The organism is Pseudomonas sp. Leaf127 (genome assembly GCF_001423155.1).
Classification (GTDB): Bacteria; Pseudomonadota; Gammaproteobacteria; order Pseudomonadales; family Pseudomonadaceae; genus Aquipseudomonas; species Aquipseudomonas ovata.
On record NZ_LMOA01000001.1, the window covers coordinates 389,756 to 404,224 of the forward strand.

Sequence of the window (14,469 nt, forward strand, 5' to 3'; positions counted from 1 at the left end):
CGCCGCACAGGCAAATGCCATTCGTCGGTCAGGATCAAATGATGGCAAAATGCCTTGCTTGACGCATTCCCTTGCCCAGGTTGCAGCGTTAACCTGCAGGCCAGACACATCGTGCCAGGGTTGGCTTAACTTTCCGGCATTGGCCGTTGTGGATACGTTCAGTATGACCAACGTTTTTTCTCGTGCGCTCCTGGCGGGGCTGTACGCTTTGTTTACGGCAAGCGCAGGCGCTGCGAGCCTGAATGCCCAGCTGTTCGATCAGCAGGGCCAGCCACTGGCCAATGCCGTGCTGACCCTCAAGGGCGGCGGGGCAGTGCCGGCCGGCACGCTCAAGGCCGACATGGACCAGCGCAACCAGGAATTCGTGCCACAGGTACTGGCCGTGCGCACCGGCACGCAGGTGTATTTCCCCAACAGCGACGACATTCGCCATCAGGTCTATTCCTTTTCGCAGCCCAAGCGTTTCGAGTTGCGGCTTTATGAAAAGACGCCGTCGGAGCCGGTGCAGTTCGACAAGCCGGGCCTGGTGGTGCTGGGATGCAACATCCATGACTGGATGGTGGGCTATATCTATGTCACCGACGATCCCTGGTTCGGCGTGACCGACGCCAACGGTCAGCTCAAGCTCGATCATTTGCCGCCCGGGCGCTACACCGCCACCCTCTGGTCCCCGCAAAGCGAAGACATGCAACCGGTCGCCGGTGGCGATCTCGAGATTGCGGCCGGCGGCCTGAGCAAGCGTTTCGACCTGGCCGTCGAGGCCCGGCCTGAAGACCCGCCCTCACGCCCGGCCCCGAGTGCCTTTGGCGATGCCTTTCACAAGGCTGCCCATTGATGAAACTTCGACTGAGCTTTCAGTCCCGGATTGCCGGCGTGCTGATCGCCTTGCTGGTGGTGGTGATCGGCGCGGTGTTCGTTGCGGTCAAGTTCGCTACCAGCGACGCGGTGCGCAGCCAGGCCCAGGCCCAGCTTGAGGTCGGCAGCCGTGTGTTCGAACGCCTGATCGACCTGCGCGGCCGGCGGCTGCGTGATGCGGTGCAATTGTTGTCAGCCGACTTCGGTTTTCGCGATGCGGTGGCCAGTGCCGAGGCCTCGACCATCCGCTCGGTGCTGCTCAACCATGGCGGGCGTATCAATGCCAGCGACATGTTTCTGCTGGGCATGGATGGCAAGGTGATCGCCAGCACCGAGCCCGAAGTGCCCGAAGGCTCGCGCTTCATCTATGACCAGGCGCTGCGCAATGCCAAGCGCAATAACCAGTCAATGCTGATCGTGCCCGGTGGCGGGATTCCGCACCTGCTGGTCGAAAGCACGGTGCTGGCACCCCTGCCGCTGGCACGGGTGGTGATGGGCTTCACCATCGACAGTGACATCGCCGAAGAGCTGCACGCGCTCAGCGGCCTGGAAGTGTCGTTCCTGACCATCGAGAACGGCCGCCCCGGCAAGCTGATCAGCACCCAGCCCGAGGCCATGCATGCCGGGTTGGTGGCCTTGATGCTAGAGTCTGCCGGCGGCCAGATGAACATGACCGAACATGCCGACCTCAAATACCTCAGCCAGACCCTGACCTTGGCCAATGCCGGCGAAGGGCAGGTACTGGCGCTGTTGCAAAGCCCGCTGGACAAGGCGCTGCAAGCCTTCGTGCCGCTCGACCAGAAGATTTTCTGGATCTCGCTGGCCGCCTTGCTGGCTTCGCTGATCGGCACCCTGGCACTGGCGCGCAGCGTGTCGCTGCCGGTACGGGCCCTGGCGCTGGCGGCCAAGCGCATTGGCGATGGTGATTACCAGACCCCGGTGAGCATGGCGCGCAAGGATGAACTGGGCATGCTGGCCGATGCGATCAACAGCATGCAGCACGGCATTGCCGTGCGTGAGGAGCAACTGGCGCACAACGCCTTGCACGACACGGTCACCGGCCTGCCCAACCGGGCACTGGTCATGGAGCGCCTGGGCAGCTCGATCGCTGCGCAGCGGCCAGTGGCGCTGATGTACCTGGGCATCGACAACTTCAGGTCCATCCACGACAGCGTGGGTGTCGAAGCGGTGGACCTGCTGCTGCGCGAGTTGGGCCAGCGCCTGCAGTCGGGCCTGAATGCCGGTGACACCGTAGCACGCCTGACCGCCAACGAATTTCTCCTGTTGCTGGACCACACCGGCAGCGACAGTGCCGTGGGTCGTGGCGATCAATTGCAGCGGCTGCTCAGCGAGCCGCAACATGTCGAGGGTCATGACATTACCCTGGAAAGCTGCATCGGCATTGCCGTCTATCCCGACCACGGTGATGCTGCGCAAGAGCTGCTCAACCGCGCGCAGATTGCACGCAAGGACGCCGCTGATCAGCCGGGACGCCTGCACATCTATCAAGACGGCCGCGACCTGGCCCACCAGCGCCAGATCAGCCTGATCCGCGACTTGCGCAAGGCGCCAGGCAACGGCGAACTGCACCTGCATTACCAGCCCAAGCTGGACCTTCGCCAAGGCCATGTGCGCCAGGCCGAAGCCTTGCTGCGCTGGAACCATCCGCAATTTGGCAACGTCTCGCCGGCTGAATTCATTGTCCTGGCCGAGCGCACCGGCAGCATCCAGTTGCTGACCACCTGGGTGATCGGTGAAGCGGTGCGCCAGTTGGCTGAGTGGCGCCAGCGCAGCCTGCTGGTGCAAGTGTCGGTCAACGTCTCGGCCGATGACCTGCTCGGCGGCGACCTGGTCGGGCACGTCACCCGGATGCTGCGCCTGCATCAGGTGCCGGCCGAGCAATTGATTTTCGAAATCACCGAAAGCGCAATCATGAGCGAGCCTGCGCGCGCGCTGGTGGTGCTCAACCGGCTGCGCGAATGCGGCATCAGCCTGTCGGTCGACGATTTCGGTACCGGGTATTCCTCACTGGCGCACCTCAAGCGCCTGCCGGTCCAGGAGTTGAAGATCGACCAGTCATTCGTGCGCAACCTGGATGAAACCAGCGAGGACGCGGTGATTGTCCGTTCGACCATCGAAATGAGCCACAACCTGGGACTCAAGGTAGTCGCCGAAGGCGTCGAGTACGAACACAGCCTGCGACTGCTCGAACGCTGGCACTGCGATACGGCTCAAGGCTACCTCATCAGCCGCCCGCTCGCCGCGGCCGCGTTCGAGGCCTGGATGACCCGCAGCCCTACCTCCACTGGCCAGATGGTTCATTGATATGCGCTACCCGATTGCCTGTTTTTCAAGTTGCCTGCTGGGGTGCCTGCTCGGGACCGTCACGCCTCAGGTCGTGGCCGATAATGGTCGTCTGGTCGCCACAGGCGGGGCCGGCAGCATCGAGGGCAGTGCCGGCGGCGGGATCATCCCGTGGGCGGTCATCAGTGGCTATGGCGAGGAGGGCGAGTGGGGCGCGACGGCCTCGGCCACCCACGTCACCTTGCCCGACTACACCCTTGATGTCGCCGGGGTGACGGTGTCGTATGGCAACCGCATCGAGTTTTCCTACGCGCATCAGCGCCTTGACCTCGGCACCTTGCAGCGCGACCTGAGCCTGCCCGAAGACAACCTGACCCAGGACGTCCTTGGCGTGAAGGTGCGATTGTTCGGTGACCTGATCTTCGACGATCTGCCGCAGGTCTCGCTGGGTGTGCAGTACAAGCACCAGAACGACTTTCTGATTCCCAGCCTCATCGGCGCCAAACGTGATGCCGATGTCGAAGGCTACCTGACGGCCAGCCGCTTGTTCATGGGCGCGGCGTTTGGCTACAACCTGCTGCTCAACGGCGGGGTGCGTTACAGCCGGGCCAACGAAACCGGCCTGCTGGGCTTTGGTGGCGACCGCCGTGACCGTCGTAGCCTGCTCAAGGAGGGCTCGGTGGCCGTGCTGCTCAATCCGAACTGGGCGGTGGGCGTGGAGTACCGTGAAAAGCCCGACAACCTGTCATTTGCCGGTGAAAGCGACTGGGCGGATGTGTTTGTCGGCTGGTTCCCCAACAAGCATTTCTCCGTGGTCGCGGCCTACGCGCGTCTGGGCGATATCGCGACGCTGAAAGACCAGAACGGCGTCTATCTGTCTCTGCAGGGAGGATTCTGATGAAGCGTCTGCTCGGGTGCCTGATGTTCCTGCTGCTGGTCGGGTGCGCCCAGCCCCACAAGCCCGCCAGTGACGACAGCCTGTACCAGGACCTGGGCCAGCGCGCCGGGATCCAGCGCATTGTCGAAGGCATGCTGCTCAATGCCGCGCAGGACGAACGCATCGTCGATCGCTTTCGGCGGGTCCATATCGAGTTGCTGCGTGACCGGTTGGTGGAATATTTCTGTGTCGAGGCCGGTGGGCCGTGCACCTATGGCGGTGACAGCCTGCCTGAGTCGCACAAGGGCCAGAACCTGACGCGCAGCGACTTCAATGCACTGGTCGAAAGCCTGATCAAGTCGATGGACACCCAGCACGTTCCGGTGCCGGTGCAGAACCGCCTGATCGCCCGCCTGGCGGTGCTGCGTGGCGAGGTAATCGGCAAGTAACTGCACCATGATCAACGTGGTCAATCACAAACCCCCGACAGGTAGGAGCGCGCTTGCCGGAATGCCGGACCACCGCGACCGGCTGCGTTAGCAGTCGTAAAATCTGCGAAACGCCATTACGGCTGTGAATACTTCAAAATCTGCGAAACGCCACAGATTTACGGCTGTGAATACTTCAAAATCTGCGAAACGCCACAGATTTACGGCTGTGAAYACTTTCAAAATCTGCGAAACGCCACAATTTTACGACTGCTAACGCAGCCGGTCGCGGGCAAGCGCGCTCCTACAAGGGCATACGGTATTAGGTTTCTGGTCATGTGACCGGATACGCAGCCGCCAACTGGCCGGCCACGGGCCGCGCGCGTATGATCAAGCCTTCATTTCAAGCTGGACCCGGCCGCCATGAGCGCAACAGAGTTTTCCAGCGACATCGGGGCTGTCAACCGCATTGATGCGGTGCCGATCATCCTGCGCATGGTGAAGCAGATGACCGGCATGCGTTTCGCGGCCGTTGCACGGGTCACGGAGAGCCACTGGGTGGCTTGCGCTGTCGACGACGCACTTGAGTTCGGTCTCAAGCCCGGCGGGCAACTGGTGGTCGATTCCACCATCTGCCACGGAATACGCCAGCACCGTCAGCCGGTGGTGTTCGGCCACGCCAGCCAGCATCCTGTCTACTCCAGGCACCCCACGCCACATGGCTACAAGCTGGAGAGCTACATCTCGATCCCCATCATCCAGGCCGACGGGCATTTCTTTGGCACACTGTGCGCCATCGACCCGGCCCCGGCCGAGATCGAGGACCCCGGTTTGCTCGACACCCTGAACCTGTTCGCTCAACTGATCGCCACCAACCTGGACCTGCAGCGCAGTCTTGATCTCAAGACCCACGCCCTGTCGGATGCCGAAGAGGCCGGGCGTTTACGCGAGCAGTTCATTGCCGTGCTTGGCCATGACCTGCGCACGCCCTTGAGTGCCATCCGCATGAGCGCCGACCTGCTGCAGACCCAGGTGGTCGGGCAGCGTCAGCAGCGGCTGGTGCATGCCATTGGCCAGAGTTCACAGCGCATGAGCGCGCTGATCGAAGATGTGCTGGATTTCGCCCGTGGGCGCCTGGGCGATGGCATCACCGTGCGACGTGTCTGGGTCGAGGACCTGCAGGGCTATCTCAGGACCGTGGTCGACGAGGTGCTGGCCTCGCATCCGGGCTGCCGCATCAATGTCGACCTGCAATTGGGGACGGGCATTTATTGCGACCCCGCTCGCATGGGGCAGTTGCTGTCCAACCTGTTGGGCAATGCGGTGACCCACGGTGCACAGCAAGCGCCTGTCGAACTGGTCGTGCGGATCGAGGAGGGGGACGTCATGCTGGCGGTCGCCAACCAGGGCGAACCGATTCCGGAGTCTCTGCTGCCCTTGCTGTTCCAGCCGTTTACCCGGTGCGAGGCCGGTGCTCGTGGTGAAGGGCTGGGGTTGGGGCTGTATATCGCAGCGCAAATCATGCAGGGCCATGAAGGGACACTGAGTGTCAGCTCCGATGCCCGGCATGGCACCTGCTTTGTCGCACGCTTTCCGGTCAGGCAGACCCCGGCAGCGATCATGTGAACCCGCACAAGGTGGCCGACCGGCCACCTTGTGCCGCAGGTCATTTGGGCAACTTGTAGGCCACCACGTAATCCCCTTGTTTTGTACCCAGCGACCCATGCCCCCCGGCCATGACCAGCACGTACTGCTGGCCGTCCTTGCCGGTGTAGGTCATGGGCGTGGTCTGTGCACCGGCCGGCAGGCGGCCTTCCCACAGCTGCTTGCCGTTACGCAGGTCGTAGGCGCGCAGGTACTGGTCCAGCGTCCCGCTCAGAAAACCCAGGCCGCTGGCCGTGGTGATGGTGCCACCCAGGCTGGGCACGCCCATGGTCAGCGGGATTGGCACCGGCGAGCTGTCGCGCACCGTGCCGTTCTTGTGCTTCCACAGGGTCTTGTGGGTGGTCAGGTCCACGGCGGCCACGTAACCCCAGGCCGGTGCCTGGCAAGGCAGGCCCATGGGCGACAGCAAGGCTTCGAGGATCACGCCGTACGGCGCGCCCTTGTTAGGCTGCACGCCCTCTGTTTCGCTCTTGCGACCAGGACCGGCCTCGACTTCGGCGGCCGGCACCAGCTTGGACCGGAACGCCATGTAGCTGGGGTTGACGAAGGCGATCTGGCGCACCGGATCGACCGAAATACCGCCCCAGTCGAACACGCCGAAGTTGCCAGGGTACACCAGCGTGCCTTGCAGCGACGGCGGGGTGAACGGACCCTCGTAGCGCAAAGACTTGAAGTCGATGCGGCACAGCAACTGATCGAACGGCGTCACACCCCACATGTCGCGCTCGCGCAGCGGCGGCGGCATGAAGTTCAGCTCCGACTTGGGCTGGGTCGGTGAGGTGCGATCACCTTCGACCGCGCCTTGCGGCACCGGCACTTCATGGATCGGCACGATGGGCTGACCGTTGCGGCGGTCCAGCACGTAGATGCTGCCCTGTTTGGTCGAGGCCAGCACCGCAGGCTTGAGACCGTCAGCGGTCTTCATGTCCATCAGCGTCGGCTGGCCACCGACGTCCATGTCCCAGAGGTCATGGTGGGTGAACTGGTAATGCCAGCGCACCTTGCCGCTGGCAATGTCCAGCGCGACCAGGCCGGCGCTGTATTTTTCGGAGTCCTCGGTGCGGTTGCCGCCCCACTGGTCGGGCATCTGGTTGCCCATCGGCAGGTACAGCAGGCCGAGGTTCTCGTCGACGCTGAACATCGACCACATGTTCGGCGAGTTGCGGGTGTAGGTCTGGCCGGGCGCAATAGGCTCGGTCTGTTCCGGGTTGCCGCTGTCCCAGTTCCACACCAGGCGTCCGGTGCGCACGTCATAGGCCCGGATGACGCCGGAAGGCTCGTCGACCGAGACGTTGTCGGTGACATGCCCGCCGATCACCACCAGGTCTTTGGTCACGGCCGGCGGCGAGGTGGAGTAGTAACCACCCGGTGCGAAGCTGCCGATGTGGGTGGTCAGGTCCACGGCGCCCTGATTGCCGAAGCCTTCGCAGACCTTGCCGGTGTCGGCGTTGAGCGCGATCAGGCGGGTGTCGGCGGTGGGCAGAAAGATCCGTCGCGGGCAGGCATTGGCACTGGCGCTTGTGGCATCTGTGGTGTCCGGTGTCGCCGGGCTGGTGCTGTAGGCGGCTTCATCATGGTAGGCCACGCCACGGCAGGTCATGTGCGCCCAGCCCTTGAAGTCCTTGGCACTCTGGGTGCTGATCTTCGGGTCGTAGCGCCAGATTTCCTTGCCGCTGTCCGGGTCCAGGGCAATCACCTGGCTGTGCGGGGTGCAGACATAAAGCATGCCGTTGACCTTCAGCGGCGTGTTTTCCGCTGTGGTCTCGCCGGGATCGCCCGGGCCCGGAATATCGCCGGTGCGGAAGGTCCAGGCCGGTTCGAGCTTGTGCACGTTTTCAGGCGTGATCTGCGTCAGGGGCGAATAACGGTCGCCATAGGCGGTGCGACCATAGGACTGCCAGTCACCGTCGGGCATGGCCGGGGCGGTGTTGGTGGTGCCGGCGGTCTCGCGGTCGAGCTGGCCTTCGATGCGCCCCGGATGGGTGAACTGGCTGGCAATCGCCGCAAGGCCCGCCAGTGCCACGGCGATGCCCAGGCCACCGGTGTGCAGGCGCGCCGGTCCGTTGACCAGCAGCGGGCGTCGTACCCAGGGCAGCAGCATGACCAGGCCCAGGGCAAACCACAGGGCCAGGCGTGGCACCAGTTGCCACCAGTCCAGGCCCACCTCCCATAACGACCAGACCGTGCTGGCAAACAGGATCAAGGCATACAGACCCAGCGCTGCGCGATGGCCCTTGAACAGCAGGATCGCGGTCACCACCAGGCCCAGGCCGGTCAGAATGTAATAGGTCGAGCCGCCCAGTTGCAGCAGCCGGACCCCGTAGGCCAGCAGGAACAGCCCCATCAGCAGGACAACCACCCCGAGCAGCCTCGGCAGCAGGCGGTGGCTGCGAACAGCACCTTCAGTGCTCATATTGCGAATCTCCGTGAAGGTTAAGTGAACGACGCCGTCTTCATCATTGTTGAACCGTCTGGCGTCATGCCCTTGAACGCTAGCTGCCCAAGCGTGTGACTGACTGCCATTGGTCAGGCAGTCCGCCCGGTGCGAGCGTCCAGAGGGCGTGCCGGCGCCACTCTTGGCCCGCAGGCCGGCGCGTGCACACTGTGCAGACGTCGCCAGTAACAAAACGTTTCGGCGGGGCGGAAAAAACAGGATGGATGGCCGATTCAGATGCCTCAGGGGCCGGCCTTGCGTTCTACACTCAGGACCGCTACGGCCGGATGTGCGTCTGGCACAGGGCAATACGGGCTTCACGCCGCGCACCGGCTCAGCTAAGGTGCGCTCCTTTTGCGGCCGTCTTTCCAAGGCTGCCCCACGCCAAGGTGAGACATGACGACACCCTCCAACGACCCGCTGCACGGCGTCACGCTGCAAGGCATCCTCGAAGCGCTGGTGGCGCACTATGAATGGTCGGGCCTGGCCGAGCGCATCGATATCCGCTGCTTCAAGAGCGACCCCAGCATCAAGTCGAGCCTGACCTTCCTGCGCAAGACCCCCTGGGCCCGTGAAAAGGTCGAAGCCTTGTACATCAAGCTGCAGCGCAGCAAGCGCCCGGTCTAGGCGGATTTCGGGTCATGAACCTTACGCTTTCTTCGCCGCCTCCTGTGGCGCGTCGCCTGATAGTGCTTGCGGCCTGCCTGGGCTGGTTTGGCCTGGCCGTGCAGCAGTACCTGATCTTTTATGGCCGCTGGGCCGATCACGCCAGCCTGCTGGGCGGACTGGTGCGGTTCTTCAGCTTCTTTACGGTCTGGACCAATACGCTGGTGGCCGTGGCCTTGACGTGCGCCCTGAGTCGGCGTGACGGGCCGGGCTGGCGCTTCTTTCGTCATCCGGTGGTGTGCAGCGGCATTGCCGTCAGCATCGCGCTGGTGGGCATCGCCTATAACCTGCTGCTGCGGCATTTGTGGCAACCGCAGGGCTGGCAGTGGATTGCCGACGAACTGTTGCACGACATCATGCCGCTGGCGTTCGTGATCTATTGGGGGCTGTGCGTGCCCAGGGCGAAGCTGGACCTGCGCCATGTGCTCTTGTGGATGCTGTACCCCATCGGCTACTTCGGCTATGTGTTGTGGCGCGGCCATGTCGTCGGCGACTACCTGTACCCCTTCATTGATGTCGGCACGATCGGTTTCATGCCGGCATTGATCAATGCCGGTGGGGTACTGGCCGGTTTTGTGCTGATCGCGCTGCTGGTGCTGGCGGCAGACCGGCTGTTGAAGCACGCCTGAACAGTCCGGCGATCACGCGATCATGCTCAATGCGCTTCGGCTTCTGACTCATCCAGGCGCCAGTAGCCGGCGGCCTTGACGAATTCGTCGTCCAGCCCCAGTTCGTCAAGCAGCACGCGCCGTGCCTTGCGCGACAGCGCAGCTTCTGTAGCCACCCAAGCGTAGAGCTTGCCGGCGGGCACCTGCACGTTGCGGATGGCATCGAGCAGGTCCTGCTCACCGCGCACCACCCAACTGACCTCTACCTGGGCCTGGCTGGCCAGCGGTTGTTGTTCCTGCAGGCTGGCGACCTCGATCAGCACCCGCGCACTGCGACCGGCCGGCAGTTCTTCCAGGCGCCGGGCAATGGCCGGGATGGCGGTTTCGTCGCCGATCAGCAGATAGCTGTCGAACATGTCCGGCACCACCAGCGAGCCCCGGGGGCCGGCAATGTACAGCCACTGTCCCGGCTCGACCTGGGCCGCCCAACTGGCCGCCGGGCCATCGCCGTGCAGCACAAAGTCGATGTCCAGTTCGTTGCTGTGCGCATCGAAGCGCCGCGGGGTGTAGTCGCGCATGGCCGGACGCGGGCCTTCGCTGTCGCGGCCCAGTCCCGGATTGTCCAGCGCGGCCTGTTCTTCAGGCGTGCGCGGGAACAGCAGCTTGACGTGATCGTCGGTGCCCAGGCTGATAAAACCGGCCAGGTCTTCGCCGTGCAGGGTGACGCGGCGCATCAGCGGGGTCAGGTCGGTCACGCGCAGCACTTCAAGCTTGCGGCGTTTGATTTCATGCATGACGCGATGGATCGATTGCGGTGAATTCATCAAGGTTTCTCCGAGAGGGAAAAGGAGCCGTCGACAATGGCTTTGGCGGTGTCATTGAGCAGGTTGCGCACCCGCAGGATTTCCTCGGGGGTCCAGCGGCCGTGATGCATGTGCATGGCATGGCGCAGGTTATGCACCGCCTCGTGGATTTCCGGGGGCCGGTCATGACCGCGCAGCGAGCGCTTGCTGACTTCGATGCGCATGCGCACTCCGTCAATGGCCACCGCCTGTTCGGCCAGCCAGGTGCGGCCGGTGTCGGTCAGGGCATAGCGCTTCTTGCCGGCGGCGGCATCGCCCTGGATCAGCTCGCTTTCTTCGAGAAAGGTCAGGGTCGGGTAGATCACGCCAGGGCTTGGGGTGTAGGCGCCGTCGAACATGCTTTCGATCTGGCGGATCAGGTCATAGCCGTGGCAGGGCTGCCCGGCGATCAGGTCCAGCAACAGCAGTTTCAGATCGCCCGGCGCAAACACCCGGGGGCCGCGCCCGCCGCGTTCACGGCCACCGCGTTTGTCGGCAAAAGGTTCGGAAGTGGGACATTCATCGCCCATCAGGAGCTTCTCTTGGTTACGTTTAGATATACCTTAAGATATATCTTTACGTATTCGCAAGCGTTTTGTTGCAAGTTGTTCTCGTTTGAGAATAACGCCTTGATTCGTTTGTAGATTTAAATGGTTGCCGGCGAGCCGCACAGGGCCTGCCCATGATTCTCCAGGTACGGCGTCAGGATCGGTGCCATGCCCTTGAGCACTTGCACGGGCAAGGCGGAGGTAAAGCGGTAGCCTTCGGCGGCACGCCCGGGGACGTAGGCGGTGAGGGTGCCGAAGTGATGGTCGCCCAGATAGAACACGAAGGTGGCCGTGCGGTTGATGGCCCTTGATTGCAGGATGCGTCCGCCGGCGCCGACGCTCTGGATGCGGTTATCGCCTGTACCGGTCTTGCCGCCCATGGCCAGGACACTGCCGTCCTCCAGCTTGAAGGTGCCTTGCACGCGTTTGGCGGTGCCGCCATCGACCACTTCCGACAAGGCCTCGCGCATGGCGCTTGCCACTTCCGAGGGCAGCACGCGCTTGCCCAGGTCGGGGTTGATGATCAGGCGGGTCTCATACGGTGTATCGGCGGCAAAGTGCAGGTTGTCGATGCGCACCGTGGGCAGGCGGATGCCGTCGTTCTGGATGATCCCGATCAGTTCGGCCAGCGCCGCCGGGCGGTCGCCGGAGCTGCCGATGGCCGTGGCCAGTGATGGCACCAGATGGTCGAACGGATACCCCAGGCGTTGCCAGCGCTGTTCGATGTCCAGGAACGCCTCGACTTCCATCATGCTGCGGATACGGCTGTCGCGGGCGCCCTTGTGCCGGCTCTTGAACAGCCAGCTGTAGACTTCCTGGCGCTCGTGGACACTGGCCGCCACCGCGTCCTTGAACTGCGCCTGTGGGTTGTTCAGCAAAAAGCCGATCAGCCACAGGTCCAGCGGGTGGACCCGGGCAATGTAGCCCTGGTCCGGCAGGTCGTAGGCACCGGGGCCGTAATTCTTGTACAGCTCGGCCAGGCGCTTGCTCGTGACCTTGGCCGCCTCGCCATCGGCCAGGTGGTTGCGCACAAAGGTATTGAACGTGGCCTGGTCGGCATTGGGCATCAGGTAGCGATGCACCGCCGCCAGGCGTGAGGCGGTGGGGCGCATGCCGTCCAGGAAGGTCTCCAGGCGCGCCTGGGAAGGCTTGTCCTTGTAGCGTTTCCAGAAGCGCAGCAGGAACACCCGGCCTTCACGGTCGGCAAACTCGCTCAGGTATTGCTGGCGGCGCGGGTCGCTGTCGTCCTTGAGCAGTTCGGCACTGTTGCCAGGCGCCTGGTAGGTGCTGTAGCGCACCACATCGCGCATCAGGCGAATGAACGGCAGGTTGATCGACTCGCGCAGCGATTCACGCAGGGTCGGCAGCCGACCGTTGTCCTGGCTGCGAAAGTTGTTGAAGCGGTGCAGGCCGCCACCGGTGAAGAAACTTTCGCCGGGGCTGGCCGAGTAACGCCGGTCCAGGGCGGCGGCGAGCATGGCCGACAGGTTGCGATCCTGATGCTGGATCAGGTAATCGACCGCCCAGCGGGTCAGCCGGTCGGGTTCTTCGACCGGCACCTTGCGCAGTTCGCTGGCACTCATGTCGCCATAGCGCTGGTGCAGTTCGGCAATCATTTCCAGGTAGGTGGTCAGCACCCGCAGCTTGGCGGTGGAGCCCAGTTCCAGTTTGCTGCCTTCGTTGATGTCGAAGGGCTGGTCGGTGCTGTCAGTCTGTACCCGCACGCGAAAGCCGTCCGGGGTGCCTTCGAACAGCGTGAAGCTGTAGCGCACCTGGGCGGTGCTGGCCGGGCTCAGCAGGCGGTCGCCAATCAGCCCGATACTGGCCGCGAAGGCCGGATCCGCCAGGTCGTGCAGGTAGCGGGTGACCTTGTCCTGCAGTTCGCCCTGCAACGTGGTGCTGGCCGACAGATCAAGACGGTCCAGGTCATAGAACGGACGATCAAGCATGTTCGACAACCGGCTGCGGGCCACACTGATGCCCTTGTTGCCTTCGATAGGCTGCCAGGTGGGTTGCTGCTCCCAGTCGCGGTAGGTCAGTTGCCGGGCCAGGGCGGCATCGGCCAGTGGCTGTTCAAGAATGCCGGCACCGGCCAGCACGCGGATATGGCTGTCGATCAGGTCGGCCAGTTCGGCACGGCCCTTGGCCAGATAGTGCGACGGGCGCCGTTGGGCGATCACCAGCGCCAGCACTTCTCGCAGGGCCAGGGCTTTTTCGTCGAGGGCCTGGGGCGTGTCGGCGCTGCCCGACAGCACCTGGTTGGTGCGGGCGAAATCGGCGCCGAACCAGACCCGCAAACCTTCGGCCAGGCCGTGCACTTCGCCGTGGCCGGGCACCGCCGACAGCGGCACGCTGTTGAGGTAATCGCGCACCACCCGCTGGCGCGCCGGCAGTGTCTGCTCGCCGTTCTGGTAGACCCGCACACTGGCGGAAAACATCTGCCGCAGTTTCTCGGCGCCAGTCTGGGTCAGGCCGTCGGGCGAATGCCGGTACTTTTCCAGTTGCGTGGCCAGGGTACTGCCGCCCGCCGACTGGCCGGGCAAGGACAAACGCTTGGCCACCTGCGACCAGGCCGCCTTGACAAAGCGTGGCCAGTCCACGGCCGGGTTGGCCAGCGGTTGTTCGGGGTCGAGCAGGTTGCGGTTCTCGATGAACAACAGGCTTTGCACCACCAACGGGGGAATGCCGGCAAAGTCGGCATAGAACTGTTGCGGGTAGCTGAACTGGTAGAGCGGCGCGGCACGGCAGTCCGTGATGGTCAGCCCGGTCTGGATCTTTTCCTGGTAGGGCACGAAAAAGCCCATGCGGCCGTAACGCATCAACCCGGGCGAAAAACGTGTCTGTTCCTTGATCAGGTAGTCGCGCTTGAGCAACCGCTGGGTAAAGGTTTCAAGGGCCGAATACCCCAGGCGTTTGTCGAACGGGCCTTCGCCTGGATAAATGAGCCGGTCGCTGGGCCCTGGTTGCAGTGTCCAGGTCAGCTCGGCCGCCAGGCGCGAAATCTCTTGCGCCTGCAGGCGCGAACTGCGGGCCTCCATGGCGATGGCCACACCCAGTCCCACGCCGCCCATGACCACCAGCACCCAGAACACCCGCCAGCCATAGTGCTTGCCTGGCGGCGGTTGTCGAGGAGGTTGCTGATGATCGGCAAGCGCCACCGCTTGCCCGGTTTCTGAATGCCGTAATACGCCCATAGTCGATTGGCCCCGGTCATCCTGTTGAACCCACTTCAGACAAGCGTA

At 63.6% G+C, this 14,469-nt stretch carries 11 protein-coding genes; 7 read left to right on the forward strand and 4 right to left on the reverse strand.

What is annotated here, in order from left to right; genetic code table 11:
* The first annotated feature begins 163 nt into the window (after window positions 1-163).
* From ASF84_RS01775 to ASF84_RS01795, 5 genes are all read left to right on the forward strand, one after another.
* Window positions 164-835 (forward strand): methylamine utilization protein, encoded by a 672-nt coding sequence (locus ASF84_RS01775; protein WP_056834604.1) that lies wholly within the window; start codon window positions 164-166, stop codon window positions 833-835.
* Window positions 835-3,180, forward strand: coding sequence for a bifunctional diguanylate cyclase/phosphodiesterase (locus ASF84_RS01780; RefSeq protein WP_056834605.1), 2,346 nt, complete (start codon window positions 835-837; stop codon window positions 3,178-3,180). The genes ASF84_RS01775 and ASF84_RS01780 overlap by 1 nt, the downstream gene beginning before the upstream one ends.
* Before the next feature lies 1 nt (window position 3,181).
* A complete protein-coding gene (locus tag ASF84_RS01785) occupies window positions 3,182-4,057 on the forward strand; it encodes a DUF3034 family protein (protein WP_056834607.1) in 876 nt (291 codons plus the stop codon).
* On the forward strand, window positions 4,057-4,485 hold the full coding sequence (locus tag ASF84_RS01790; RefSeq protein WP_056834609.1) for a group I truncated hemoglobin: 429 nt from the start codon (window positions 4,057-4,059) through the stop codon (window positions 4,483-4,485). Before ASF84_RS01785 ends, ASF84_RS01790 begins: the two co-directional genes overlap by 1 nt.
* 402 nt (window positions 4,486-4,887) lie before the next feature.
* Window positions 4,888-6,090, forward strand: a complete 1,203-nt coding sequence (locus ASF84_RS01795) for a GAF domain-containing sensor histidine kinase (protein WP_056834611.1) — start codon at window positions 4,888-4,890, stop codon at window positions 6,088-6,090.
* A gap of 40 nt (window positions 6,091-6,130) precedes the next feature.
* Here the strand turns inward: ASF84_RS01795 and ASF84_RS01800 are convergent, their stop codons facing one another.
* Entirely contained in the window at window positions 6,131-8,542 is a 2,412-nt protein-coding gene (locus ASF84_RS01800) for a glucose/quinate/shikimate family membrane-bound PQQ-dependent dehydrogenase (RefSeq protein WP_056834614.1), read from the reverse strand.
* A gap of 417 nt (window positions 8,543-8,959) precedes the next feature.
* On the opposite strand from ASF84_RS01800, the gene ASF84_RS01805 reads away from it, so the two are divergent.
* Window positions 8,960-9,190 carry a VF530 family DNA-binding protein gene (locus ASF84_RS01805; protein ID WP_056834616.1) on the forward strand — a complete coding sequence of 77 codons (231 nt, stop codon included), beginning with the start codon at window positions 8,960-8,962 and terminating at the stop codon, window positions 9,188-9,190.
* Between the two features lie 14 nt (window positions 9,191-9,204).
* Window positions 9,205-9,858: a Pr6Pr family membrane protein gene (locus ASF84_RS01810; protein WP_056834618.1), complete on the forward strand. Its 654-nt coding sequence runs from the start codon at window positions 9,205-9,207 to the stop codon at window positions 9,856-9,858.
* Between the two features lie 26 nt (window positions 9,859-9,884).
* Here the strand turns inward: ASF84_RS01810 and ASF84_RS01815 are convergent, their stop codons facing one another.
* The 3 genes from ASF84_RS01815 to ASF84_RS01825 all read right to left on the reverse strand — a co-directional run bounded on the left by ASF84_RS01815 (window position 9,885) and on the right by ASF84_RS01825 (window position 14,421).
* The gene (locus ASF84_RS01815) at window positions 9,885-10,661 is read right to left on the reverse strand and encodes a siderophore-interacting protein (protein ID WP_056834620.1); all 777 of its coding nucleotides are present in this window, start codon (window positions 10,659-10,661) and stop codon (window positions 9,885-9,887) included.
* Window positions 10,661-11,209 (reverse strand): PadR family transcriptional regulator, encoded by a 549-nt coding sequence (locus ASF84_RS01820; protein ID WP_056834622.1) that lies wholly within the window; start codon window positions 11,207-11,209, stop codon window positions 10,661-10,663. Before ASF84_RS01820 ends, ASF84_RS01815 begins: the two co-directional genes overlap by 1 nt.
* A 116-nt stretch (window positions 11,210-11,325) precedes the next feature.
* Window positions 11,326-14,421, reverse strand: coding sequence for a transglycosylase domain-containing protein (locus tag ASF84_RS01825; RefSeq protein WP_056834624.1), 3,096 nt, complete (start codon window positions 14,419-14,421; stop codon window positions 11,326-11,328).
* Window positions 14,422-14,469 lie beyond the last annotated feature (48 nt).

Coding starts and splice junctions, on each gene's coding strand:
- ASF84_RS01805 (WP_056834616.1), top strand. CDS start 8,960: ATGACGACACCCTCCAACGACCCGCTGCACGGCGTCACGCTGCAAGGC.
- ASF84_RS01825 (WP_056834624.1), bottom strand. CDS start 14,421: ATGGGCGTATTACGGCATTCAGAAACCGGGCAAGCGGTGGCGCTTGCC.
- ASF84_RS01820 (WP_056834622.1), bottom strand. CDS start 11,209: ATGGGCGATGAATGTCCCACTTCCGAACCTTTTGCCGACAAACGCGGT.
- ASF84_RS01790 (WP_056834609.1), top strand. CDS start 4,057: ATGAAGCGTCTGCTCGGGTGCCTGATGTTCCTGCTGCTGGTCGGGTGC.
- ASF84_RS01810 (WP_056834618.1), top strand. CDS start 9,205: ATGAACCTTACGCTTTCTTCGCCGCCTCCTGTGGCGCGTCGCCTGATA.
- ASF84_RS01815 (WP_056834620.1), bottom strand. CDS start 10,661: ATGAATTCACCGCAATCGATCCATCGCGTCATGCATGAAATCAAACGC.
- ASF84_RS01780 (WP_056834605.1), top strand. CDS start 835: ATGAAACTTCGACTGAGCTTTCAGTCCCGGATTGCCGGCGTGCTGATC.
- ASF84_RS01800 (WP_056834614.1), bottom strand. CDS start 8,542: ATGAGCACTGAAGGTGCTGTTCGCAGCCACCGCCTGCTGCCGAGGCTG.
- ASF84_RS01785 (WP_056834607.1), top strand. CDS start 3,182: ATGCGCTACCCGATTGCCTGTTTTTCAAGTTGCCTGCTGGGGTGCCTG.
- ASF84_RS01775 (WP_056834604.1), top strand. CDS start 164: ATGACCAACGTTTTTTCTCGTGCGCTCCTGGCGGGGCTGTACGCTTTG.
- ASF84_RS01795 (WP_056834611.1), top strand. CDS start 4,888: ATGAGCGCAACAGAGTTTTCCAGCGACATCGGGGCTGTCAACCGCATT.